The following is a 23678-nucleotide window of genomic DNA, read 5'->3' on the forward strand; positions in this document are numbered from 1 at the left end:
ATTTATAAGGGTGCAAAGATAATCAATTTTCTTAATTCAACAACGTCAAAATTAAATATTTACGGGTGAATAGTATTATTTTTCAGGAGCCTGGAACCTGCTTTCACTACTCGCTTCCCGCAGCCGCTTTCCCTGAGCGTGGGAGAGCTCAAACACGCCGTTCAATCAGGGCTAGAGATTCTGCTATCGAACAATTTTAGATTTAAAATTAAAGATTTTAAATGGAGAAAACTCAACATTAAGGTTTAATGAAGAAATTAAGTCATTTAAGATTTCATTTGAAAATTAATATCCGTAATCCTTGATGAACTTTGCATTAAACTAAAAACTTATCAGATTCATTTGTCCACAAAAAAAACTTTGTGCCTTTGTGGTTAAAAAATTCTGCAGCTAAAAAAGCTACTGAAAGAACACCATAATCACTGCCAACACAAATCCGATTCCCGCGTAAATCATTCCTCGCCTAAAGGCTTTTGATTTGAAATTAAACATCCAAAAAGAGGATATTACAAAAAAGAATAAGACGAATCCAAACACCGTGTTCAATGAAGCATAGCGATGAGTAGAAGTTGATTTATGCAATTGATTAAATTTCTCTAATACAAAAGGCAATTCCATTTTAGCATAGTTGGCTGCACCAGTTTTTGCATTGTACGTTCCCTGTTCAAAAGTTTTCAAGTCGCCTGCACCCGGTTGAAATTCGATGTTCTTCATTTTAATTTCCTTGGCTAATTCCTTTTCAGTCATATTGGGTTTCAGCACAAGTTCGTATTTGTTTTCCTTTTTAAGAAAATTCGTATCACGGTAAATCAGCAATACTCCGCTGAGTGAATATACCACCATGATTCCGGCAGCGAAATAGCCTAAATAACGGTGTGTGATTCTCATGAATGATTTGGTGTCTTTAATAGCTGGCATAGTTTTCTGTTTTTTTGTTTTTTTTTACTTTAAATAACAGAAGTGGAAACCGAAATTTCCACTACTATTAGTATGAATTTAATTGAGATGAAAAAAGTTTTTTTATTACAATTTATAGGTGAAGGTCACATAAAAATTCCTAGGAGTAATAGGGTTTACCGAATAATTTTCATGATAGTTATAATTCACTGCATCAAACAAATTGCCGACTTTCCCCAACACCGAGAATTTCTTCCAATCGTATCCAACTGATAAAGCGGCGGTTAGATAATCGTCAACTTCTAACAAGCGAGAAGCGCCATTTCTATCGAGCAAAGTTTTTTTAGTATCATTCCAACCTGCAATTCGATCGCCCACGAAATAAACACTTGCGCCTAATTTTAATCCTTTTACATAATTATTGAGCGTATAGAACACAGAAGCATTTGCCGTAGTTGCAGGCGTTCTAACCAATCTTTGATTTTCAACATAACCAAAGTCTGCGGGTGTATCTAAATAAACAGAATGATTATAAGAGGCTCCGGCGATGATTGATAAGTTTGGATACGGATTTCCGGTAAGGTCTAGCTCTACCCCACGGCTGCGCATTTTTCCTGCAAATTCTTTAATACTCGAATCCACGTTAAGCGTTCCATCTGCTTTGAAGTCAGCAGTTTGATAGAATTTTCTATTTTCAATTTGATAAATAGATAAGTTTAAAGCTACCGCTTTATTCCAGAAATTCTTTTTGATTCCCAGTTCAAACTGATCGATTACAGAGGGTTTTAAAGAATTGTCATTAATATCTCGTCCGGTATTGGCAGAAAATGAATTGGTATACGTTGCGAAAATCGACAAATTATCATTCGCCATATAAACCAAACCTGCTTTTGGAGAAAAAGCTCGATCTACGGTTCCAACGGATTTCACGGGTTGATTTTGTTGTCCAAAAGTTTTTTTCTCTGAATCTAAATTTTCAAGATATGACCATCTTAGTCCAGCCAAAACTTTAAATTTATCAGAAAGTTCTATAAAATCTTGTGCATAAATTCCTAATCGTTGCGTTGGGATTCTGTTTCGATCTTTTTTCACTGCATCCGGCATTGCTCCCGAGATCCAAGTAGAAGCATCGTCTAAATAGATGGTGCCATTTGCAGCTCCATTAGTTCCATAGAGATAAGAGGTTCCAAAAGTTTTTCCAGTTGAAGGGTTGAGATACGTGTAAGAATCATTGGTTCCGTAATCACCATCAGTTCCGACCAGAATTTTATGATTAACGTTTCCTGTTTTTATTTCGCCATTTAAATTAACCTGCAACGAAGTGTAGTTCTGTTCGGTATACGTTCTGTTCAAGGGTCTTTTCCAATTCAAACGATCTGCAGCGTCATAACTCCATTGTACTCTTTCTGTAGAGAAATAATCTTTGGTATAATTCTGATAAGAAGCCACAGCGTTTAAAGTCCAAGTGTCATTAAATTGATGATTGAAGGTAATTCCGGTGGTCGCCTGTTCTACATTTTGAAATTGCCAATCTGTGCCTACAAAAGCATTTCTAGGCAGAAGATTATTCAAGGCGTAAGAACCATCTTTATTGGTAATCGAACCGATTCCGAAATCCGGGGTGAAATCATTTTTTAAATAGTCTGCCTCTATAATTAATTGCGAATTCTCACCAATATTAAATATTAAGGAAGGATTGAAATAATATTTTTGCGATTCTACCACATCTCTAAAACTATCTGCCGTTTCGTAAGCGCCATTTACCCTGAACGCAATTTTATCAGTCAACGGGCCATAAAAATCAACTGTTGGTTTATAAGAATTCCAACTGCCACCGCTTAAACCAACACTTCCACCAAAATCAAAACGTGGTTTTTTGGTAATTAAATTTACAACGCCACCCGCTGCTACATTCCCATATAACATCGCATTTCCTCCTTTCAAAACTTCTACGCGTTCTAAACCAGAGACTTCTGGAAAAACTCCACTGTTAACGCGTGCTCCATTTTTGAAAATATTATCGTTTCCGAAATTAAATCCTCTGCCGCCGAAGCTGTCCTGCGAATTTCCTCGGGCAGAAGTGATATAAAGCCCGTTGACATTCTGAAGAACATCACTCAATTGTTTCGCTTGCTGCTGTTCTATAATTTCATGGGTGACAATCGAAATAGGCTGCGGATTTTCCATCATCGTCAAATTAGACTTTGACGACATCGGTCGGGCTTTGTTTGGATTTCCGGTTTTATGAAGGTTAATGTCTTCTATTTGTTGAATTCTAAGGGTATCACTTTCGGGTTCATATTGCATCTGTGCATTTACAGCAGAGATCATCAACAAAGCACCAAGAGCTATTATCTGTTTTTTCATAGGACGTTTTTATTTAGACTGAATTAAAATAACGATGCAAAAGTAAAAAACAAAATACTTTTGCACAAGGTTATTTGTAATTATTCTAAATAAACTTTAAAACAGATGTTTAAACCCTTGAAAATGTGATAACCACCTTGAACTGACATTTGTCAGGTTTTTCTTAACCCTCAAAAGCCGCACGAAAAAAATTTATTAAATAAACGAAATAGAACAGGTTACTCGGTGTGCGTGCAGTTCCAAAAAGAAAAAGAGTGATTCTAAACGTAATAAATCCAAAAATCTTGTAAGAAAATTTACCTGGGCAGCCAACGAATAATCTTTTAGATTAGAGAAAATACCAAAAGTATTATCTTGGCTGATAACACCATCAATTCGTATTTCATCCTCTAGTTTTTGGCCATTGCTTCCCTTAATCAATTATATTAAAACAAGTTAAGCGATGATCGCATTAGGAAAATAATTTACCTGATACTCACGGGATTTTTGCCACCAGGGACTTTATTCTTGCAGTTCTAACCAACGCATTTCTAAGTCCTGCAGCTTCTCTGCAATGGTTTCCAATGTTTTAGAAAAATCTGCGATGATTCCGTAATCGGTTTCATTATTCAGTTTCTCTAAAACAACCGCGCGTTCTTGTTCGAGTTTGGGCATTTCTTTCTCAATGTCTTCCAATTCCTTTTGTTCCTTGAAGGACAATTTTTTAACCGGCGTGGCAACTGATGGCTGCGGTTTTTCCACTTTTTTAGGAGCTTCCACAACTGGCGCTGCAGCTTTCTTATTTTGATCCTGTGATTTCTTTTCACGGTATTCAGAGAAGTTTCCAACGAAATCTTTGATTACTCCGTCTCCTTCAAACGCTAATACGTGATCTACAATACGATCCATGAAATACCGATCGTGCGAAACGATGATCAAACTTCCTTGGAATTGCAATAAGAAATTCTCTAAAACCGTTAAGGTTGGTAAATCCAAATCATTCGTAGGCTCATCAAAAATCAAAAAATTCGGATTTTGATATAAAACATGCATCAAATGTAAGCGGCGTTTTTCACCACCTGATAATTTCGAAATTGGCGAATACTGCGTTTGGTCATCAAATAAGAAAAGACGTAAAAACTGTGAAGCAGAAATGGTTCGCCCGTTCGCTAAAGGGAAATTTTCTGATATATCTTTGATAAAGTCGATGACCCTTTGATCCTCTTTATACTTTAGTCCCTTTTGAGCGAAATATCCGAATTTAATGGTTTCGCCCGTTTCAATAGATCCAGAATCATAAGGCTCCAGACCTTGAATAATATTAAGAAGGGTTGACTTTCCGGCACCATTTTTTCCGACAATTCCTACCTTTTCACCCCGTTGAAATTGATAAGAAAAATCTTTCAACAATACATTATCTCCATAACTTTTATTGATGTGGTGCAATTCTAAAATCTTTTGGCCCAGCCTTTTCATTTCGAAATCGAGTTCCAACTTTTCTTTTCGTGTATCTGTTTTTGCTATTTTTTCCGTTTCGTAGAAATCGCTTTGCCGTGATTTAGATTTTGTGGTTCGCGCTTTAGGTTGACGACGCATCCACTCCAATTCTTTTCTATAAAGGTTTTGCGCTTTATCAATGGTAGAATTCATATTGTCCTCACGGATTATTTTATTCTCCAAATAGGTTCCATAACTTCCATTATGAACGTAAAGATTAAAATCTTCGATCTCCCAAATAATGTCACAAACTGCATCTAAAAAATACCTGTCATGCGTAACCAAAAGTAAAGTCACCATGGCTTTTGAGAGATAATTTTCCAACCATTCCACCATATCCACATCGAGGTGGTTGGTCGGCTCATCCATAATTAATAAGGTATGGCGGTGTTGTGCACGGGTTTCTACCAACAATTTTGCCAGAGCAACTCTTTTAATCTGTCCCCCAGAAAGGGTTTTCATTTTCGAAGTTAAATCCGTAATTTTCAGCTGAGACAAAATCTGACTCATTTCATTTTCTAAATCCCAGGCCTCGTGCACTTCCATTTCGTTCAGTGCTTTATCCATATCATCTGGATTTTCTGAAATCAGCGCATGATGATAATTTTTCAAAGCCATAATTGGGGCAGAATCCAAAGTCATCATAAATTCTTCCACATTCAGTTCGCCTTCAAAATCAATTTCCTGATCAAACAAAACGACTTGTATATCTTTGTTAATGACCACCGATCCCGAATCGGCAATTTCTTTTCCCATCAAAATTTTAAGTAAAGTTGATTTTCCTGAACCGTTTTTGGCAACGATCGCAATTTTATCACCTTCATTAATATGAAAAGTAATGTCTTTGAAAAGTGTTTTTACTCCGTAAGATTTCGTAAGGTTTTCGGCTGAAATGTAATTCATTATGTTGGTAGACTATATGATTTTTGAAAGGTGCAAAAGTACGGAAATTAAATGAGGTTGGAAGTTGCATATTAGATATGCGATGTTAGACGATAGATATTAGACGACAAACTAATCTAAAGTTAATCTTTTCAGCGACCACAAATTGCCATTAAAAACATTTAAATCAACTTTGGTGTTGATTCCGTAGACAATTCCGTTTTCGGTAAACTGCCAGATTTGCCAGTCATTATCTGGCGTAGGTTGTGGTACATCATTATAGTTGGCTAACCACAGCGGATAGTCATCAAACTCGCCTTTTAAAAAGTCTTTATGGTAATGATAATAGGTGTAAATGATGGGTTTTACTCCGTAGGCATCTTCTACGATACGACACCAAATCTTTAAATCTTCAATAAGTTTTTTGGTGGATTTCCGTCTTGGGATTTTTTCAATGTCCAAAATTGGCGGCAAATCTCCGGATTCTAATTTCACATTTTCTAAAAAATTATTAGCCTGCATGACGGGATCTTCATCGGCCCGGTAAAAATGATATGCGCCACGAATCAGTTCATGTTTTTTGGAAAGTTGCCAAAAATCCTCAAAATGTTTGTCGGCAGATCTATTGCCCATCGTGGCACGCAAAACCACAAATCTCAGCGGAATCGTGCGATTTCCAATACTTAAACTATCCCAGGTAATGTCTTCTTTTCTTTGGTAATGAGACATATCCAACCCGAAGGTTTTATCTGCGTAATCACCAATAATTCGATTGATTCTATTTTCTTCTTTTTGTGAATTTGAAAGTCTTTTATGCTCAAATCTATCAAAATACATCGCATAATAAAAAGAAATTTTTTCTTTTAAGTAAAAGCCGGTTCCGAATAAAGCCAACGCCAAAAAAATTAATAAAATTTCCCGGCGCAGCAGAAAATGACTCTTGCGCTTCTTATGAATTTTTCGGGTGGTTTTTCTGTTAACAGTTCTTTTAGCCATGGTTTGCAAAAATAGATTTTTTAGTATTAAAAAACGAACAAGAAATATTGAGAAAAACACTAACTTCACGCTAAATTAAATTTTATGAAAAAAAATTTGCAGTTTTCCACCTTGCTGATGCTTCCATTCTTATATGCACAACAAATTTCGGATTACCAATACATTCGCGTACCAGATAAATTCGGTGATGCTGAGGTCAATAAATACGGTTTAAATGAATTGCTCCAAATAAAATTAAAACAGAAAAAATTCACGGTACTCACCACCAAAGACAAATGGCCTGCAGATGCAATGCAAAATCCCTGTCATATCATGACCGCAGAACTGTTGAACAATAGCAATATGTTCAAAAATCGTCTTAAAATTGAATTTAAAGATTGTGAAAATAAAACGATTTCTGTGCTCGATGGCAAATCTTCCATCAAGGAATTTGAACCTGGCATGCGCGATGCTTTGGAAGATGCCGTAAAGCAAATCCCACCCTCAAGTCCCGTTGAACAATTTTTAACCGTAAAACCTAAAGAAACAAAAAAAGCAGTTGAACAGACTGAAAATCAAAATACAACGCGCACAGTGGTTACAGAAACCCAAACTGTTCCAAACAATGCTGCTCCAAAAACAGAAAAGACAGTTGGTCAAAAAGCTGAAGTTTATGCCAACGGAAATATCACAGTCACCAGAATTTTTCTAGCGGAGGGCGAATTTATTTTGGTTAATCCCAACCATTCGGTTCCGTATGCAACATTCAAACCTACCGCTAAAAAAGAAGTGTACAGAGTAAAACTCGCTGATGGAACTGCCACTTTTGGATATTTGGAAGAAGAGAAAATCGTAATTGAATTGCCCAATTCTGATGGAAGTTACCGAAATGAAGTGTATTCTCGAAAGTAATTTTTAGTGGCTGTTAAAATAGTTCCACACGACTTTACCTTTTGATTTTCCCAGAATTTCCTCCAAGGTTTCTAAATTCGATTCTTTGACTCTTTTAACTGATTTCAGTTTTTGAAGCAAAAGTTCGATTGTTTTTTCACCGATGCCCGGGATTTCTTCGAGCTCCGATTTGATGGTCGAATTTTTTCGTCTGGTTCGATGGTGTTTCACACCATAGCGGTGGGATTCATCGCGAACTCTTTGCAGGATTTTCAGGGTTTCCGATTTTTTATCGAGATACAGCGGGATAGAATCTTCTGGAAAGTAAATTTCTTCCAGGCGTTTTGCAATACCGATGATGGTTATTTTTCCGTACAGACCAAGCAACTTTAAACTTTTCACCGCCGAGGAAAGTTGGCCTTTTCCACCATCGATTAAAATCAATTGCGGCAACGGTTCAGCTTCTTCTAAAAGTCTTTTGTAGCGGCGATAAATCACTTCCTCCATCGTTTTGTAATCATCGGGGCCTACTACGGTTTTCGGGTGAAATATTCGATAATCGGCTTTGCTGGGTTTACCATCTTTAAACACAACACAGGCCGAAACAGGATTTGTTCCTTGAATATTTGAGTTATCGAAACCTTCAATATGTCGCGGTTCCGTAGGCATTCGCAGTAGTTTTTGCATCTCTGCCATGATTCGGTTGGTATGTCTTTCCGGGTCTACAATTTGCACCTGTTTCAATTTCTCAACGCGGTATTCTTTGGCATTTTTTTCGGAAAGTTCAATGATTCTTTTTTTATCACCTACTTTCGGCACGATCAATTTCACATTCGGAATTTCTAGCGATAAATGAAACGGAATCAAGATTTCTTTCGACTCCGAATTAAATTTCTGTCGTATTTCAATCATGGCTTCTTCCAACAGATCCTCATCAGATTCTTCCAGGATTTTCTTGATTTCTGTGGTGAAACTCTGAATTATATTTCCGTTCTGAATTTTAAAATAATTAATGTAGGCCGCTGTTTCGTCACTGGTCATCCCGAAAACATCCACATCATCAATATTGGGATTTACCACGGTGTGTTTGTGCTGATAATCTTCGAGCAAATCAATTCTTTCCTTGACTGCCTGAGCGTTTTCAAACTCTAAATTTTCTGCAAACGCAGTCATTTGTTTGATGAGAAATTCTTTTGCAGTGCGGAAATCTCCTTTAATAATCCCGCGAATGGCCTCTATTTTTTTGTCATAATGTGTTTTCATTTCAAGCATTTCACAAGGGCCTTCACAATTCTTGATATGGTATTCCAGACAAACTTTGTATTTCCCTTCCGCAATTTTTTTGGGAGCGAGATTCAGATTGCAAGTCCGTATTTTATAGAGGTGTTTAATGGTGTCTAATAAAACCTTGGCTGGGCGAACTTTTGCATAAGGGCCGAAATATTCGGAACCATCTTTTAATTTGTTTCTTGTTAAAAAAACACGGGGAAAGTCTTCATTTTTTATGCAGATCCAAGGATAGGTTTTATCATCCTTGAGCATCACATTATAAAACGGCTGATGTTCTTTAATTAAATTATTTTCAAGCAAAAGCGCGTCGTATTCGCTATTTACGACAGTAGTTTCCAGCCGAAATATCTTGGCAACCATGATTCGGGTTCGGTAGCCCGATTGGTTTTTATTAAAATAAGAAAGAACCCTGTTTTTTAAATTCTTAGCTTTTCCCACATACAATAACTGGCCGTTTTTATCGTAATAGCGATAAACTCCAGGGTCAGATGGCAAGGTTTTTAGTTGAAGGGCGAGGTCAGCATTCATAATACAAAAATAGCGATTTGCATTGTAAAAAAGAACTTCTACAAATAAAACCAGTCTGCCATTGAAGACAGACTGGTTCTATTTATATTGCGAAAAATCTTAAACTTTCACATTTTCAGGAATTTCTAAACCTGAAATTTTACTTTTATAATCTGCCAATTGAAATTTTACCATTTCAACATTATTTTTGAAGAAAGAAGTTTCTGCAAATAAAGTTTCGTAATAATTAACGCCTTCGATCAAATTATTTTTAAAGGTTTTCCATTTTTTAGTTTGTGCATTGGTGAAACTATCAGAGAATTCCTCTATTTCATTTTTAAGGTAATCCACATACATTTTCAATTCATTCACAAACATGTTTGGGCGGTTTTGCTCTGGCATTACATTTACTTTTCCGTAAATATGCTTCACCATGTTGTTCAGGGAAACCTCTTTATCAAAATAGGCAAGGTTAGGTCCTGGACAAACCACTACGCCTTGCTTTTCTCCTTTGATTGGGATTTCACTTTCAAGGTAAGATGAATTAACCAAACCAACACAAAGACAAGACTTTTCGGTAATTTTCGTTATTCTTTTATCGTATTCAGCGGTCGAAATTTCATCTTTAACCCCTTCTAAATCATTCAATTTTACCGTTTGATATTTTCTTGAAGCGGTACAAATTCCTTCGGGGGAGAATTCTTTACTTAGAGCCAAATACTTTTTCGGGCAAGAGCTTCCGGCTTTATTGTTGAGTTTTTTCTGTTGTTTAAAGAATTCATTCGTGGTTCCTTTGATGGTATTAAAAGGAATTCCGAGCGGCGAAATATTGCTTAAATAGAAATCATTTTCTTTCGCTTTCTTCAATAAGTCACGGGTGTCTTTATCTACAGAAGTCGCTTCTGGCACTAGTAAAAATGGCGATCCCCAGCCAATACTATCCACTTGATAATTTTCTAGTAAGAACTCGTGTTCTTCCGCTGTTCCTACGCCACCTTGCACGGTGATTTTCATTTCTAAGGGTTCGGTCGGACATGGGATTCCTTTTTGGGTCAACGCATTAACCATCAATTCATGAGCAGAAACAATTAAATCGTTTTTCTTTTGTTTGAACTCCTCCATAATGGGTCCCAGCAATAAACCATCAGTGGCAAAAGCATGACCACCACAGTTCAAACCAGATTCTACACGATATTCCGAGACCCAAAGTCCTTTTTTCGCTAAGAAGTTTCCCTGAATCATGGCAGACCGGAAATCACTTACTTTTAAAATAATTTTCTTTTTAAGTTCCCCATTTTCGTTCGGAAAAAAATCCGGGAAGGATTCAAAATAACTGTATAATCTTGGGTTCATCCCAGCAGAAAGTACAATCGAGGAAGATAATTTACTATTGGCGTACCCTCTTAAAGAAACGTGGGCATCGTTAAAGATCACGGGTAACTGTTCTCCTTTTTCGAAATTATCTTTGTCAACTTTCGTCATGATATTCACATCAATGCTTCCGGGTGACAGATGTGTTTCTAAAAACTTCCAAACGTTTTCAGTGAAATTTTCTTTTTGTTCGGCCAGGCTTTCTAATCCTTTCTTAAGGTCAGATTTATTAGGAAGAATATCAATATATTGATGGAGCGCCTCCTTACTCTTGCTTAATTCTTGCTTGAAGTTTTCAAATTTCATGTGTACAACATCATGAACCATATCAAGATAAGCCGTAATTCGTTTGGCGCGGTAGTCTTCAATTTTATTCGAAATTGAGGTGTAATCAAAATTATTTCGTTTATGATACAGGCTATTCATTTTCTCGATGATCTCGTCATCGATGATGGAAATGACTGAAGAAATTCCGTATTGTGCCACTCTAATGGGACTGTCTATCGTATAAGCCAATCCCATTACTGGAATGTGAAAATTATGTGCGGGCTTTTTAGTATTCATATATTTTATTCGTCTCTAAATTTATGCAGAATTTTTTAAGAACCTTCAAAATTATAATTAAATTTTTAATTATGCACCGAATACCATTTAAATCTCATTTGTTTTTTATGATTTTTATCAGGTGGCTGCACAAATAATATTCGCTACTGCTATTTTCTCAAAAAGGTGTATTTTTATCAAAATTCTTAGACATGAAAATTTACGGCATAGACCACTTTACAATTACAGATATCATGGCTATTTTGGAAAATCCCAAAAAAGCAAAACTCAACAAAGAAGCCAAACAAAAAATTCTAAAATCTCAGCAGAATGTTCAGATGATCGTTGCTTCTGATCGCACTATTTATGGGATCAATACAGGTTTTGGTCCATTGTGCGATGTGAAAATTTCGGAAGAAGAAACTGCACAACTACAATATAATCTCATCATTTCTCACGCAGTTGGAGTTGGAAAACCGATTGCAAAAGATTATTCTAGGGTCATGATGATTGCCAAAATCCATGCTTTATCCAAAGGATTTTCGGGAGTTTCCTTAGAAGTTATCGAGCGATTAATTTTAATGTTAGAAAAAGATATCATTCCTGTCGTTCCAGAGCAAGGTTCAGTCGGTGCTTCCGGAGATTTGGCACCTTTAGCACATTTGGTTTTACCACTTCTCGGACTGGGAAAAGTTTGGCAAAATGATGAAATGGTAGAAACTGCAAAAGTTTTGGAAGAACATCAAATAAAACCATTGCAACTCGGCCCAAAAGAAGGTTTAGGATTAATCAACGGAACTCAATTTATTTTAGCACATTCGATTTTGGGTTTACATCAATTCAAATATTTACTGGATTTGGCAGATTTAACTGCGGCGGTAAGTTTAGAAGCGTATCGCGGTTCAGCAAGTCCGTTCAAAAAGGAGCTTCATGATATTCGTCCGTTTGATGGCAGTAGAAAAGTGGCCTCACGGATGCGGAAATTTTTAAAAAATTCTGAAAATCTGGAAGCGCATGAATTTTGCGACCGGGTACAAGATCCCTATTCGATGCGATGCGTACCGCAAGTTCACGGAGCGAGTAGAAATGCTTTTGAACATTTAAAAAATCTCACGGAAACCGAGCTCAATTCTGTTACCGATAATCCGATTATTTTGAGTGCAGAAGAATCGATTTCTGGCGGGAATTTTCACGGACAATTATTGGCTTTACCTCTTGATTACTGTACTTTGGCAGCCGCAGAATTGGGAAATATTTCTGACCGTAGAAGTTATCTTTTACTGGAAGGAAAATACGGATTACCAAGATTATTAACAGAAAGCTCCGGCTTAAACTCTGGCTTTATGATCCCACAATACACCTCTGCAGCGTTGGTAACAGAGAACAAAACCTTATGTTTCCCCGCTTCGGCAGATTCAATTCCGACCAGCTTGGGGCAAGAAGATCATGTATCGATGGGAAGTATTTCCGGGCGAAAGTTCAATCAGGTTTTAGGGAATTTAGAAAATATTTTAGCCATCGAACTTTTATTTGGTGCACAAGGTTTAGAATTCCGACGACCTGCAAAATGTTCCAAATTTGTGGAAAGTGCCTACGCATTAATCCGAACCAAAGTAGCAAAATTAGAAAATGACCGCTTAATTGGCGAAGATATGTTGGCCATTGCGGAATTGATTAAAGAAAGGAAGTTTGAGGTAAATTGAACTATTGCAAATCAATTCCTTTGATTTTGTACTTTTTTCTATAATTATTTGTCCCTCGTTCCACCATGTCCACCGGCAACAATGAACATTATTTTCATGCTCAAATAAATAAAGGTGAAAAACTGAATGATGGGATTCATCATTTTAAACCTTTGATATTTTGATATTCTTTCTGTCATTTTGATATTTTTTAGAGTTAATTTTTAGAAAATTTATTGTACTAAACTTCGAAAATATTTATTCCGGAATCAACCACCAGAAAGGGCGCATTTTGGCTTTGTAAATGAAGGCGTAATGAAGCATTAATTTTAACCAATGTCCGGCTAAACCAATTTCACCAAAGGTTTGTCCTAATTTTCTTCCTTGCGTTTTTGGATATTTTTCGTAATCTGGAACGATGGGAAATGTGGTAATACTCACGCCACTTCCAGAAGTCATTCCGTAACCAGCAGAAGCGATACAAGCAGCGCCCATATTCCCTAAACTTCCTTTGTGATGCAGCGATTCTTTATTGTTTTTGATGGAATCTATGATGTTGTCTGCGACTAATTTTGCGGTAATTCCTGAAGGCATTCCAGTTCTTGGTGGAGCAGGAAAAATTTCTGTTCCATTTTTACTTTTTCTTGGTTTAGAAATAGCATGTGGCGGTGCAAAAGCAATTCCGGGTGCGAAAATATTTTTATAACTTGGATTTTGATAGGTTTCTGGCCAATCTTTCACGCTCCATTCTTCATACGGTTTCGGCGTATAATCTGCATCTACAATCATAAAACCTTTGAAGAGTTTTTCGGTGATTTCGTTTTCATCTTTATCAAATGCTTTGAATCCGTGACCAGAAAAAGCCGGGATCAACATTGCGAAATCATAATTTTCCGTTTTTTGTTCGCCGTCTAGATTTTCGTAATGGGCAATTCCGTCTTCAATTTTATTTACACCTGCACCCAAAATCCATTTGATATCTCGGTCTTCAAAAACCATTTCTATCATTTCATGAGATTTCATCGTCATGCTTCCATAACTCAAAAGCATTCCGTCCATCCCGAAATCTCCCAATTGATATTCGTTGGAAATCCAAGTAACTTCTGCCATATCTCTTACTTTATGGCGACGCAGTTCTTGTTCTACATTCAAAATATATTCAAAAGCAGCACCTTGACAAGTAGATTTTGCATGACCAGTCCCGATTAAAATTTTGGCTTTTTTTCCTTGTTTCATTTCCTGAATCAGCGCATTCAATCCTTCCCATGCGTGATCTGCATGGGTATAAGTACATACGGAATAGGTTTTATTTTCTCCCGGAATCAAACCTTCTGTTCCTTCAAAATTGAGTTTTGGACCCGTTGCATTGATGAGGTAATCGTAGGTTACTTTTTCGTTTTTACCTTTATTTTCACCTGCAACATATTCTGCCAAAATATAGGGTTTTGTTTCTTTGGAATCACCTTCTGGATGAAAGGTTACCACTTTTGCTTGTTTAAAACCAATCCCTTTTCTTTTATATAAAGGTTCTAAAGGAAAAAGTATTTCTTTGGATTTCATTCTGCCAATTCCTACCCAAATATTAGACGGAATCCATTGGTAATTAGAATTGGGTGAAACTACTACAACTTCATGGGTTTTATTGAGTTTTCTGCGAAGATGCGCCGCTGCAACATGTCCAGAAATTCCTGCTCCTAATATTACTATTTTCGCCATTTTAGATATTATTTAAAGGTTAAAATAATTTCAATTTTCAATAGTATAAAATTGATTTTCAATAGTTTGAAATTATTTACGTCTTTCAAAGTTGGCAATAATTAAGATGAGAATCTGTAACTTTAGTTACACAAGCCAGAAAATTTTGAATTAAATATTCTTATTCATTTTATCCACAATGATTTTGGTTAGAACCAAACCAATTGCGCCGCCGAAAAGTGACACCAAAATATTAATTAAAAATAAAACACTATTTGGTTCGCCAGATTTCATAATGAACATTGGACCAAAACCAAGTCGCCCAAACATTTTAATAAAGAAAATGCTTCCATAAATTCCGGTAATGGTATTTCCTATAAACCCGAAGGAATATTTTTTCTTGATGATTGCAAAAATATTGGCACCAATCATTCCCAAGAAAATACTGATAATTGCAATAAGTGTATCTGTCATTAGTAGATGTTTGAAATTAGATTTGAGATATTCGACAGAAAATCATTGATTTAGAAATTTAAAAAATAGGGTTAATTAGTTTCTATTAAGTTCTATTCGATTTTGACCAGAATTAATGCTCGCCGTAACCTACATCATCCATTTTACCTTTGAAAATTCGGTATTGCACAAACATATAAATTGCCACCAAAATTGCTGCTATTACAAACCAATAAACGCCAACCGTTAATCCGTATTCATGAGCAGCAACATTATAAATGGTTAAAGATGGATTTACACTATTTGTAGAAGGCAAAACTTTCGGGAAGATGGATACTACGGTAGAAGTTAAGCCACCAAATAAAAACATGGAAGAAAATAGAAATCCTAAACCATCTTTTTTGAATGTTTTCACTTTGAATAAACCAAAAATTCCGGAAAATGTGATTAATGGAAAAACCCAAAGCCAAGGATGCTCTATGAAGTTGTGAAATGGTTTTGGTTCGATGATATGCCATGTTGCTAAAGAAGTTAATACCAACGCCAATAAAACAAAATTCATACTGAAAACTACATTTTTTAATTTGGTGTTTAAGGCAGAATTGGTTTTAAAAATAATCCAATTTGCGCCGTGAATCATCAAAGAAACTACTCCTACAACACCGAGCATTAAAGTAAACCAATCGATAACTCCCAAATGTTCTGAGTGCGGATCAAAAGTTGAATTCCACAAAGGCAAAAAGAAATAATGAGGTTCATAAGCGGAAATTCCATCAGTTACCATTCCTAAATTTACACCTCTTACAATATTTCCCAAAGCAATCCCGAAAAACAAAGCCAATAATAAACTTGAAACTCCAAAAGCTTTATCCCAAATGGTTTCCCACATTTTATTTTTTATTTGACCTCTTAATTCTAAACCAATTGCGCGGAAAATAAGCAACCATAAAATCATAATTAATGGCAAATAAAATCCACTAAATGCAGAAGCATACAAAGTTGGAAAAGCGAAAAATAAAACACCACCAACCGCAACCAACCAAACTTCATTGGCATCCCAAAAAGGACCGATTGCACTTGTAATTGCTTTTTTATCCTTTTCTGTTTTGGCAAAAAATAGGTGAATAATTCCTGCTCCAAAATCATAACCATCCAGAATTACATAAATCGTCAACATAGCCATTAAAACGATATACCAGAAAATTTCCATAATTAAATTTGTTTTGAGATTTCAGGACCTTTGTTGATGATTTTCCCAGCCAACATTAAAAATAATAATCCTAATAATAAATATAGACCGATAAAACCAAGCAAAGTAAACAAGGTATTCCCTGAAGAAACGGTAGGAGAAATCCCATCTACTGTTTTCAAAAGATTATACACCAACCACGGTTGTCTTCCTAATTCTGCGGTGTACCAACCTGCAGTATTCGCAATATACGGAAAGGGCAACATAAACATCAGCGACCACAAAATCCATTTGGTTGTGTAGAGTTTTTTGCGAAACAATTGAATACTTGCAAGCAACATCAAGCCAATGAAAATAGTTCCTAAACCTACCATAATATGATAAGAATAGTACAATCCCGGAATGTTTGTAGGATGTACGCTTTCATCAAATTCATTGAGTCCTTTTATTTGCGTGTCCCATCTTTGATAGGTTAAAAAACTCAAAACATTGGGTACCGCAATTTTATTATCCAATTTTTTATTTTCTGTATCGGGTTGTCCAATTAATATAATTTCTGAACCGCCATCTTCAGTTTCAAAAATACCTTCCATCGCAGCGAAGGTTACTGGTTGATGTTTTGCTACATTTTTGGCTGCCCAATCGCCTGTTGGAAAAGCAATTAAAATACTGGAAACCAAACCGAAAATAACTCCTGTTTTCAAAAATAATTTCCCGAATTCACTGTGTTTATTATTCAAAATATAGAATGCTCCAACTGCTGCAACTACAAAAGAAGAAGTAATTACAGAACCCATTTGATTGTGCAAAAACGACGGCAACAACCAAGGATTGGAGAATAATGCTCCAAAATTAGTAAGCACAAATTTTCCGTTTTCCAAAATTTCATAACCTACAGGATATTGCATCCAAGAATGGGTTGCGATGATTAAATATCCACTTGCCCAAGAACCTAGAAATACCAGAAAACCGGTTAAAAAATGGAGTTTTTGCCCCATTAATTTTTCACCAAAAAGAAATAAACCCAAAAATGAAGATTCTAGAAAAAAGGAAAACATTCCTTCCATTGCAAGCGTTTGACCGATGATTCCACCGGTAAGTTCAGAAAATTTCGCCCAATTGGTACCAAACTGAAACTCCATCGGAATTCCCGTGACGACGCCCATTGCAAAATTGAGGGCAAAAATCTTCATCCAAAATTTGGCAGCATCATTAAAATGAGTATTTTTCGTTCTTATAAATTTCCATTTTAAATAGACAATCATCAAAGAAAGTCCCATCGTAAGTTGCGGAAATAAATAGTGGAATGTGATTGTAAATGCAAACTGCATCCGATCGTAAAAGATCATATCATCCATAAAATGATTGGGTATTTAATTTACAAAATGACCATTGGTTAGAATGCTTTTCTTAAAGTTTAAAATGAAAAAATCAGTCTCGATCATTTACTAATAAGGACTGACGCTTAAAATATCTTATCTATTTAGATATTTTTCCTGTAGCACAACTCACAAAAGATTTCGCTTTTGAAGTGAAAGAATTCGCATCTTCAATGGACGGATAACCTAGTTTTTTTAATTTTTCTATTACGGTAGAAACGTCTTCATCATTGAGGGCATTGAAGGTTATGGCACTTTCTTGCACCTCTACTTTTACATCAGAAATGTGTGGAATTGAAGAAATATTATTGATAATGGTACTTGCGCAACCACCGCATTTTAAGTTTTGAACGATAACTGAATTATTCATGTTTCTTGCTATTTACATTTCAAAATTAGAAAATATAAAACGGGAGCGGTGTAACATGGGTTACACAAAACCAATTAAATTAAGATGACTAGCAAAAAAAATGAGTTCGGTAAAACCAAATAAAGCGGTGTCTTCTCGGGTTTGTACCGAACTGCAAAATGCTCTTTACACGTCTTAATAAAACATTACCAATGAATTTAAAAAAAATCTACTAGACTTGCTACCATTTTTAATCATACAAAATTCAGAAATATGATCGGAAAGTTGCTTTAGAAAAAATATTTTTTTCAACGCATTACGTGATATATCTCAGTCTGGAAAGTGATTTATATCACTAAGCATCCTATTCTATATCCTTACTTTTGTGGGTGAAATGAAAGTTTATTCCATCCTCATATTATCACTTATTGTATTTGTGGCAAGTTTTCAAAACTCGCTGATTTGGGTGGATTATGAACTGCATAAGGATTTTTATGAAATTCATTGTATCAATAATGATAAACCTGAACTTGAGTGTCACGGTAAGTGTAAAATCTCAGAAGAGGCCGAAAAATCTTCATCGACACAGGAAGTTGTGAAAATTCATTTCGATTTCAACTTTTATAAACCACAAACAACGATTCTTCTACCTGTTTTTATCGAGAAGAGAATCGCCGATAAAATGGTGATTAGAGACAACATGATGCTTCTAAGCGCACATAACAGAATTTTTCCCGAGCCACCAAGAGTTTGATTTTCAATTTTTTTTAAGACAATTTCTATTGTCGAGAATTATATTTTTTAATCAAATTTTACTCAAAATGAAAAATAATCGTCATTCAGTATTTGCACTGAAATGTCTTGGTGCCGCTTTCATTCTTATGTCGCAGCACGCACAAGCACAAAGAGATTCCTTATATCAGGATATCGAAATGGTGAAAATCAGTAAACTTTTACCAAAACAAAAAGAAAAAATAGAGACCACGAACACCGACTTCCTGAGCCATGATGCCGGAAAATTCCTCAACAGCATTCCGGAATTGAGTGGGATTCGCAAGGCAGGAAGTTATGCCACCGATCCTGTTTTAAGAGGTTTTAAATATGAGCAGCTTAACTTGATCACCGATGGCGCGGCGAATGCAATCAATGCCTGCCCAAACAGAATGGATCCTGCCTCCAGCCAAATCAGTATGAATATTGTGAAAGAGGCAGAAGTGTACAAAGGCCCTTATTTTTTCCGATATGGTAGCGCCTTGGGCGGTACGATCAACTTTAAATCTTTCGACCCTGAGTTTACCGAGGATCTTAAATTCGATGGCAGACTTTCTACAGGTTTTGAAAGCAATGGCAGTGTTATAAGAAATGAATTGTCGGGAACGCTCCATTCTAAAAACCTCGTGTGGGATCTTTTTGGAAGTTATCAAAAAGGGAACCGGTATAAAGATGGAGACGGGGTTGAAGTTCCTTCGAGATTCGAAAGATATAATTTTGGTACGAAGGGGAATTTCAAATGGAACGATCAACATCTTACGACACTGCAAGTAAATTCTAATCAAGGGAGAGACATCGAATTTGCGGCCCTAAAAATGGACTTAATCTATGATAAAACCTGGATGGTACAATTAAAACATGCTGCTAAATACAAAGATCAACTTTTAGAGCAGGTTAATTTGAATTCATTTATGAGTTTCGTAGATCACTCTATGGCGACACCTGATCTGAAAATGATTCATGATGTAAAATCGAAAACAGCTGGTGCAAGAGGCGAACTGAAATTCAGGAAAGATCAATTTAACTTTTACACCGGTTTGGATTATAAATATGAATTTGTAGAAACCCTTGAACTCATTACACCGCCAACCATGAAACCGAGGGACGGCACTGCTTGGCAAGATTCTGAAATCCAGCAGGTAGGATGGTTTAATGAATTTAACTATTACGCCACGTACGGTAAGTTTATGGCCTCGTTGAGATTAGATTACAATACCGGCAAGGCCAAGGAAGAATCTAACCTGTTTCGACAGTTATACGGTGATACCAAAGAAGACCAGCTTAATCATAGTTTGAGTGCGGGCTACAGTCACTATCTCGATAAAAACTCACAACTATCTTTATGGTTGGGGAGCGCGCAAAGAAGTGCAAGTGTAACCGAGCGGTTCATTAATTTATTTGTAATCGGTCTTGATGCTTATGAAATTTTGGGAAACCCACATTTAAAAGCAGAAACCAACAATCAGATGGATTTAATTTACACCTATAAAAGAGAAAACGTTTATTTTCAGGTCAACGGTTTCTACGCTTATTTGCAAGATTATATTTCAGGAGTCATCAATCCGAACATTGCTCCTTATTCTAAAATGAGTCCGGGAGTCCGGCAGATGATGAATGTAGAAAAAGCGTTTAAAACAGGTATTGAAAGTACTTTCCACTGGCAATTTACGCCAAAATATAAAACAGAATTAGCGATGGCGTATACCTATGCAGAGGATTTAACGACGAAAAATCCGCTCCCAGAAATTGCACCGTTGGATTTCCGTTGGTCTTTCATTGCCGATTTCAATCCTGTGAAAGCGGCGCTGAAATACCGGTTTGTATCTGAGCAATCTCGGATTGATAAAGCATTTGGCGAGCTAGAAACACCGAGTTTCAATCTGTTTGACATCGACTTAACGTATGATGTATTTAAGAATGCCGTACTGATAGGAAGTGTAAGCAATATTTTTGACAAAGCCTATGCAGAACATTTAAGCAGGGCTTTATCAACCGATTTAATGAAAAGAATTTACGCTCCGGGAAGAAGCTTCAATCTGGCTTTTTCTTATCGGTTTTAAAAATAATTGCTTTAAATACTCCGTTTTTTATAAAAAAATTCCATCAAATTATACTTGATGGAATTTTTTATTGAAAGTAAGACTTTAAGCCTGTTTAAATTTGCTTAAAAAATTAACCCTTTAGGGATTGGGGAAATTAATTTAGATGAATTTTAAACAGCCTGTTTATTATTCAAAAATATAACTAAGGCCTACGCTAAGCACTTGTTCAGATTTCCTTTTATTAATATTGGGATCAGCACTTGGTTCTTTCATTAAGCCCTTGTAGGTATTGCTTAACCCAAGATCGTATCTTAGGGCAAGTTCGAGTTGTCTTTTGTAAGAAAAACCTAAGCCGAAACTTAAGCCAAAATTAAAACTGTTCGCCTTACCATTAACGCCCGGATATGCCGGTAATTCATCTGCTGCATAATAAGCTTTGCTCGGATCTGTTACTTTCTGATTAATCAAAAAATTAAATTTCGGTCCTGCCATTGCAAAAAATTCTGATTCTGCTTCGGAAAAGAAACCTTTAAAATAAATAGGAACACTAATATAGTTGTTGGCATACACTGCATTGTAACCAGGGGTTCCTTTGGCATCTTTATCTTTACCCGTTTCACCTGCGCCCAAATACTCTACTTGTGGTTGAATATAAAATTGGTCATTGTTGTCAACAGGAATGAGTGCTAAAAACCCACCGAAACCAGAAAATCTAGGTCCAGATGGATTGTGCGCATTGCTTACGCGAGAGTAGGTGCCGCCTGCGGTAATCCCGTATCTCGTGCTGCTAAAATCAATCTGCGCTGAAACGAAAACGGCAGATAAAAGTGCGGAGGTTACGATGAATCTTTTCATAACTATTTGTGTTTTTTTGTTTTATCCTAAAACTTTGGCCACGGTAGCACCAATCTCAGCTGGAGAATCTACAACGTTGATTCCATTTTCTCTCATGATGGCCATTTTCGCTTGAGCAGTATCTTCATCACCACCTACGATCGCACCAGCATGCCCCATTGTTCTTCCTTTAGGAGCGGTTTGACCCGCGATAAATCCTACCACTGGTTTTTTAGAACCACTTTCCTTGTACCATCTTGCAGCTTCCGCTTCTAAGTTACCACCGATTTCGCCGATCATCACTACTGCTTCAGTTTCTGGATCATTGATGAATAATTCTAGAGCTTCTTTGGTCGTGGTTCCAATAATTGGGTCACCACCAATTCCGATTGCGGTAGAAACGCCGTAACCCGCTTTTACCACTTGGTCAGCAGCTTCATAGGTTAAAGTTCCTGATTTAGAAACAATTCCTACTTTACCTTTTTTGAAAACGAAACCAGGCATGATCCCGATTTTTGCTTCATCAGAAGTAATGATTCCTGGGCAGTTTGGCCCAATCAATCGGCTATCTTTGTCAGCAAGGTATGCTTTCACTTTCACCATATCTGCAACCGGAATTCCTTCGGTAATACAAACGATTACTTTAATTCCAGCTTCGGCAGCCTCCATGATTGCATCAGCGGCAAACGCTGGCGGCACAAAAATAATACTTACGTTAGCTCCCGCTTTTTCTACTGCATCGGCAACGGTATTAAATACCGGTTTCCCTAAATGTTCAGAACCTCCTTTCCCAGGCGTAACACCACCTACAACGTTGGTTCCGTATTCGATCATTTGTCCTGCGTGGAATGTTCCTTCGTTTCCGGTAAATCCTTGTACGATTACTTTAGAATCTTTGTTTACTAATACTGACATTTTTTATTTTTTAAATTTATGATTCGATGTTAATGATGACAAAATTACTTAATAATATTCGAAATTTATAAGCACCTTGTTGTTATTTCAAATTTTTCACTTTTACTTCTTTTCGTAAATAGTCTCTAAACTCTTCGGCCAGTTGCCCAAAATAAGTTTTCCCACCAGCTAAATCTCTATTTACGCCTGTTTTTCCTAAAAGCACAGCGCCTTTTCCTACCCGATTTCCGGAAGCGATTCCGACTTGTCCCCAAACCGTTACTTCATCTTCTATCACACAACACCCTGCAATTGCAGCATGAGAGGCAATTAAAACGCTCTTCCCAATGATGGTATCGTGACCAACCTGAATGAGATTATCTAAAACGGAACCTTCGCCAATGATGGTAGAATCTGTGACGCCACGGTCGATGGTACAGTTGTTCCCAATCTCCACCTTATTTTCGATGATGACGTTTCCAACGGAGATCAAACGGTCAAAATTTCCATCTACCTTTCGGTAATAAAACGCATCGCCACCCAAAACAGTGTTGGACTGAATGATGACATTATCACCGATTATTGTTCGGTCGCCGATGACTACATTAGGAAAAATGACACAATCATGACCGATTTTCACATTATTTCCAATCACTACGGAAGAATGAATTTGTGTTCGCTCCCCTACTTCTAATTCGTGAAGCGTTTCGCCAAAGTTGGTAATCTTTGTAAAGTGGGTATTGATTTTATTAAAATCACGGAAAGGATCCTCGGAAACCAATAATGCTTTTCCCGGTGGGCAATCGACTTCTTTATCAATCAGAATAATTGTAGCCGCAGAATGAAGTGCTTTGTCGTAATATTTCGGATGATTTACAAATACGATTTCCCCAGTTTTGACCCGATGAATTTCATTGGTTCCTAAGACTGGAAAGTTTTCGTCGCCAATCATTTTAGCCCCAATAAGGTCTGCGATTGATTTTAGCGTTTGTGCTTTTGTAAAGGTCATATTTTATTCTAAATTTTCTTCAAGTTGATGAAGGACATGTAAACCTTGACAAGGTTTTTTGCGGTCGTTTCTTGCAGCCCGACTTGATTTCTATGACACCGCCAAATGATTTTGATGGTTATTTTCATATTTTCTTCCAGATTTCAGGACCGCAAAGATGAGATGAATAATTTTGTTTCGTA

19 protein-coding genes are annotated in these 23678 nt (G+C 36.6%); 4 read left to right on the forward strand and 15 right to left on the reverse strand.

Annotated features, from left to right (window positions below; genetic code table 11):
• Nucleotides 1-399: 399 nt before the first annotated feature.
• The 4 genes from QWY78_RS11155 to QWY78_RS11170 form a co-directional block, all read right to left on the reverse strand.
• Nucleotides 400-918 (reverse strand): hypothetical protein, encoded by a 519-nt coding sequence (locus QWY78_RS11155; RefSeq protein WP_290219809.1) that lies wholly within the window; start codon nucleotides 916-918, stop codon nucleotides 400-402.
• Between the two features lie 105 nt (nucleotides 919-1023).
• A complete protein-coding gene (locus QWY78_RS11160) occupies nucleotides 1024-3264 on the reverse strand; it encodes a TonB-dependent siderophore receptor (RefSeq protein WP_290219810.1) in 2241 nt (746 codons plus the stop codon).
• 501 nt (nucleotides 3265-3765) lie between these two features.
• A complete protein-coding gene (locus QWY78_RS11165; protein ID WP_290219811.1) occupies nucleotides 3766-5643 on the reverse strand; it encodes an ABC-F family ATP-binding cassette domain-containing protein in 1878 nt (625 codons plus the stop codon).
• Nucleotides 5644-5754: 111 nt separating this feature from the next.
• Nucleotides 5755-6618, reverse strand: coding sequence for a glycoside hydrolase family 25 protein (locus QWY78_RS11170; RefSeq protein ID WP_290219813.1), 864 nt, complete (start codon nucleotides 6616-6618; stop codon nucleotides 5755-5757).
• A gap of 84 nt (nucleotides 6619-6702) precedes the next feature.
• On the opposite strand from QWY78_RS11170, the gene QWY78_RS11175 reads away from it, so the two are divergent.
• Nucleotides 6703-7509, forward strand: a complete 807-nt coding sequence (locus tag QWY78_RS11175; protein ID WP_290219814.1) for a hypothetical protein — start codon at nucleotides 6703-6705, stop codon at nucleotides 7507-7509.
• A 3-nt stretch (nucleotides 7510-7512) separates the two neighbouring features.
• On the opposite strand, the gene uvrC is transcribed toward QWY78_RS11175, so the two are convergent.
• Nucleotides 7513-9306, reverse strand: a complete 1794-nt coding sequence (gene uvrC / locus QWY78_RS11180; protein WP_290219815.1) for an excinuclease ABC subunit UvrC — start codon at nucleotides 9304-9306, stop codon at nucleotides 7513-7515.
• 99 nt (nucleotides 9307-9405) lie between these two features.
• Nucleotides 9406-11220 carry a hypothetical protein gene (locus QWY78_RS11185; protein ID WP_290219816.1) on the reverse strand — a complete coding sequence of 605 codons (1815 nt, stop codon included), beginning with the start codon at nucleotides 11218-11220 and terminating at the stop codon, nucleotides 9406-9408.
• Nucleotides 11221-11411: 191 nt separating this feature from the next.
• Here QWY78_RS11185 and hutH point away from each other — a divergent pair, with 191 nt between their 5' ends.
• A complete protein-coding gene (hutH, locus tag QWY78_RS11190) occupies nucleotides 11412-12902 on the forward strand; it encodes a histidine ammonia-lyase (RefSeq protein WP_290219817.1) in 1491 nt (496 codons plus the stop codon).
• A 44-nt stretch (nucleotides 12903-12946) separates the two neighbouring features.
• On the opposite strand, the gene QWY78_RS11195 is transcribed toward hutH, so the two are convergent.
• The 6 genes from QWY78_RS11195 to QWY78_RS11220 form a co-directional block, all read right to left on the reverse strand.
• Nucleotides 12947-13081, reverse strand: a complete 135-nt coding sequence (locus QWY78_RS11195) for a hypothetical protein (RefSeq protein WP_290219818.1) — start codon at nucleotides 13079-13081, stop codon at nucleotides 12947-12949.
• Between the two features lie 58 nt (nucleotides 13082-13139).
• Nucleotides 13140-14597: an NAD(P)/FAD-dependent oxidoreductase gene (locus QWY78_RS11200; RefSeq protein WP_290219819.1), complete on the reverse strand. Its 1458-nt coding sequence runs from the start codon at nucleotides 14595-14597 to the stop codon at nucleotides 13140-13142.
• Between the two features lie 150 nt (nucleotides 14598-14747).
• Nucleotides 14748-15050, reverse strand: a complete 303-nt coding sequence (locus tag QWY78_RS11205) for a hypothetical protein (RefSeq protein WP_290219820.1) — start codon at nucleotides 15048-15050, stop codon at nucleotides 14748-14750.
• Between the two features lie 112 nt (nucleotides 15051-15162).
• Nucleotides 15163-16239 (reverse strand): cytochrome d ubiquinol oxidase subunit II, encoded by a 1077-nt coding sequence (gene cydB / locus QWY78_RS11210; protein ID WP_290219821.1) that lies wholly within the window; start codon nucleotides 16237-16239, stop codon nucleotides 15163-15165.
• Between the two features lie 2 nt (nucleotides 16240-16241).
• Nucleotides 16242-17576, reverse strand: coding sequence for a cytochrome ubiquinol oxidase subunit I (locus QWY78_RS11215; RefSeq protein ID WP_290219823.1), 1335 nt, complete (start codon nucleotides 17574-17576; stop codon nucleotides 16242-16244).
• A 121-nt stretch (nucleotides 17577-17697) separates the two neighbouring features.
• The gene (locus QWY78_RS11220) at nucleotides 17698-17967 is read right to left on the reverse strand and encodes a heavy-metal-associated domain-containing protein (RefSeq protein ID WP_290219825.1); all 270 of its coding nucleotides are present in this window, start codon (nucleotides 17965-17967) and stop codon (nucleotides 17698-17700) included.
• Between the two features lie 373 nt (nucleotides 17968-18340).
• Between QWY78_RS11220 and QWY78_RS11225 the strand changes: the two genes are divergently transcribed.
• Together QWY78_RS11225 and QWY78_RS11230 are read left to right on the forward strand one after the other, a co-directional pair.
• The gene (locus tag QWY78_RS11225) at nucleotides 18341-18700 is read left to right on the forward strand and encodes a hypothetical protein (RefSeq protein ID WP_290219827.1); all 360 of its coding nucleotides are present in this window, start codon (nucleotides 18341-18343) and stop codon (nucleotides 18698-18700) included.
• 67 nt (nucleotides 18701-18767) lie between these two features.
• On the forward strand, nucleotides 18768-20777 hold the full coding sequence (locus QWY78_RS11230; RefSeq protein WP_290219828.1) for a TonB-dependent receptor domain-containing protein: 2010 nt from the start codon (nucleotides 18768-18770) through the stop codon (nucleotides 20775-20777).
• A 168-nt stretch (nucleotides 20778-20945) separates the two neighbouring features.
• Here the strand turns inward: QWY78_RS11230 and QWY78_RS11235 are convergent, their stop codons facing one another.
• The 3 genes from QWY78_RS11235 to QWY78_RS11245 form a co-directional block, all read right to left on the reverse strand.
• A complete protein-coding gene (locus QWY78_RS11235) occupies nucleotides 20946-21614 on the reverse strand; it encodes a porin family protein (RefSeq protein ID WP_290219830.1) in 669 nt (222 codons plus the stop codon).
• 21 nt (nucleotides 21615-21635) lie between these two features.
• The gene (sucD, locus tag QWY78_RS11240; protein WP_290219832.1) at nucleotides 21636-22508 is read right to left on the reverse strand and encodes a succinate--CoA ligase subunit alpha; all 873 of its coding nucleotides are present in this window, start codon (nucleotides 22506-22508) and stop codon (nucleotides 21636-21638) included.
• An 82-nt stretch (nucleotides 22509-22590) separates the two neighbouring features.
• The gene (locus QWY78_RS11245) at nucleotides 22591-23496 is read right to left on the reverse strand and encodes an LpxD N-terminal domain-containing protein (RefSeq protein ID WP_290219834.1); all 906 of its coding nucleotides are present in this window, start codon (nucleotides 23494-23496) and stop codon (nucleotides 22591-22593) included.
• Nucleotides 23497-23678: the final 182 nt, after the last annotated feature.

Origin of the sequence: Kaistella yonginensis, assembly GCF_030409525.1 — a bacterium.
GTDB lineage: Bacteria > Bacteroidota > Bacteroidia > Flavobacteriales > Weeksellaceae > Kaistella > Kaistella yonginensis.

Excerpts from the sequence above, each read along its gene's own strand:
- QWY78_RS11230 (WP_290219828.1), top strand. The coding sequence starts at position 18,768 with ATGAAAAATAATCGTCATTCAGTATTTGCACTGAAATGTCTTGGTGCC.
- QWY78_RS11235 (WP_290219830.1), bottom strand. The coding sequence starts at position 21,614 with ATGAAAAGATTCATCGTAACCTCCGCACTTTTATCTGCCGTTTTCGTT.
- QWY78_RS11185 (WP_290219816.1), bottom strand. The coding sequence starts at position 11,220 with ATGAATACTAAAAAGCCCGCACATAATTTTCACATTCCAGTAATGGGA.
- QWY78_RS11175 (WP_290219814.1), top strand. The coding sequence starts at position 6,703 with ATGAAAAAAAATTTGCAGTTTTCCACCTTGCTGATGCTTCCATTCTTA.
- QWY78_RS11200 (WP_290219819.1), bottom strand. The coding sequence starts at position 14,597 with ATGGCGAAAATAGTAATATTAGGAGCAGGAATTTCTGGACATGTTGCA.
- QWY78_RS11165 (WP_290219811.1), bottom strand. The coding sequence starts at position 5,643 with ATGAATTACATTTCAGCCGAAAACCTTACGAAATCTTACGGAGTAAAA.
- hutH (WP_290219817.1), top strand. The coding sequence starts at position 11,412 with ATGAAAATTTACGGCATAGACCACTTTACAATTACAGATATCATGGCT.
- QWY78_RS11225 (WP_290219827.1), top strand. The coding sequence starts at position 18,341 with ATGAAAGTTTATTCCATCCTCATATTATCACTTATTGTATTTGTGGCA.
- QWY78_RS11245 (WP_290219834.1), bottom strand. The coding sequence starts at position 23,496 with ATGACCTTTACAAAAGCACAAACGCTAAAATCAATCGCAGACCTTATT.
- cydB (WP_290219821.1), bottom strand. The coding sequence starts at position 16,239 with ATGGAAATTTTCTGGTATATCGTTTTAATGGCTATGTTGACGATTTAT.
- QWY78_RS11155 (WP_290219809.1), bottom strand. The coding sequence starts at position 918 with ATGCCAGCTATTAAAGACACCAAATCATTCATGAGAATCACACACCGT.
- QWY78_RS11205 (WP_290219820.1), bottom strand. The coding sequence starts at position 15,050 with ATGACAGATACACTTATTGCAATTATCAGTATTTTCTTGGGAATGATT.
- QWY78_RS11170 (WP_290219813.1), bottom strand. The coding sequence starts at position 6,618 with ATGGCTAAAAGAACTGTTAACAGAAAAACCACCCGAAAAATTCATAAG.
- QWY78_RS11195 (WP_290219818.1), bottom strand. The coding sequence starts at position 13,081 with ATGACAGAAAGAATATCAAAATATCAAAGGTTTAAAATGATGAATCCC.
- QWY78_RS11220 (WP_290219825.1), bottom strand. The coding sequence starts at position 17,967 with ATGAATAATTCAGTTATCGTTCAAAACTTAAAATGCGGTGGTTGCGCA.
- QWY78_RS11160 (WP_290219810.1), bottom strand. The coding sequence starts at position 3,264 with ATGAAAAAACAGATAATAGCTCTTGGTGCTTTGTTGATGATCTCTGCT.
- sucD (WP_290219832.1), bottom strand. The coding sequence starts at position 22,508 with ATGTCAGTATTAGTAAACAAAGATTCTAAAGTAATCGTACAAGGATTT.
- uvrC (WP_290219815.1), bottom strand. The coding sequence starts at position 9,306 with ATGAATGCTGACCTCGCCCTTCAACTAAAAACCTTGCCATCTGACCCT.
- QWY78_RS11215 (WP_290219823.1), bottom strand. The coding sequence starts at position 17,576 with ATGGATGATATGATCTTTTACGATCGGATGCAGTTTGCATTTACAATC.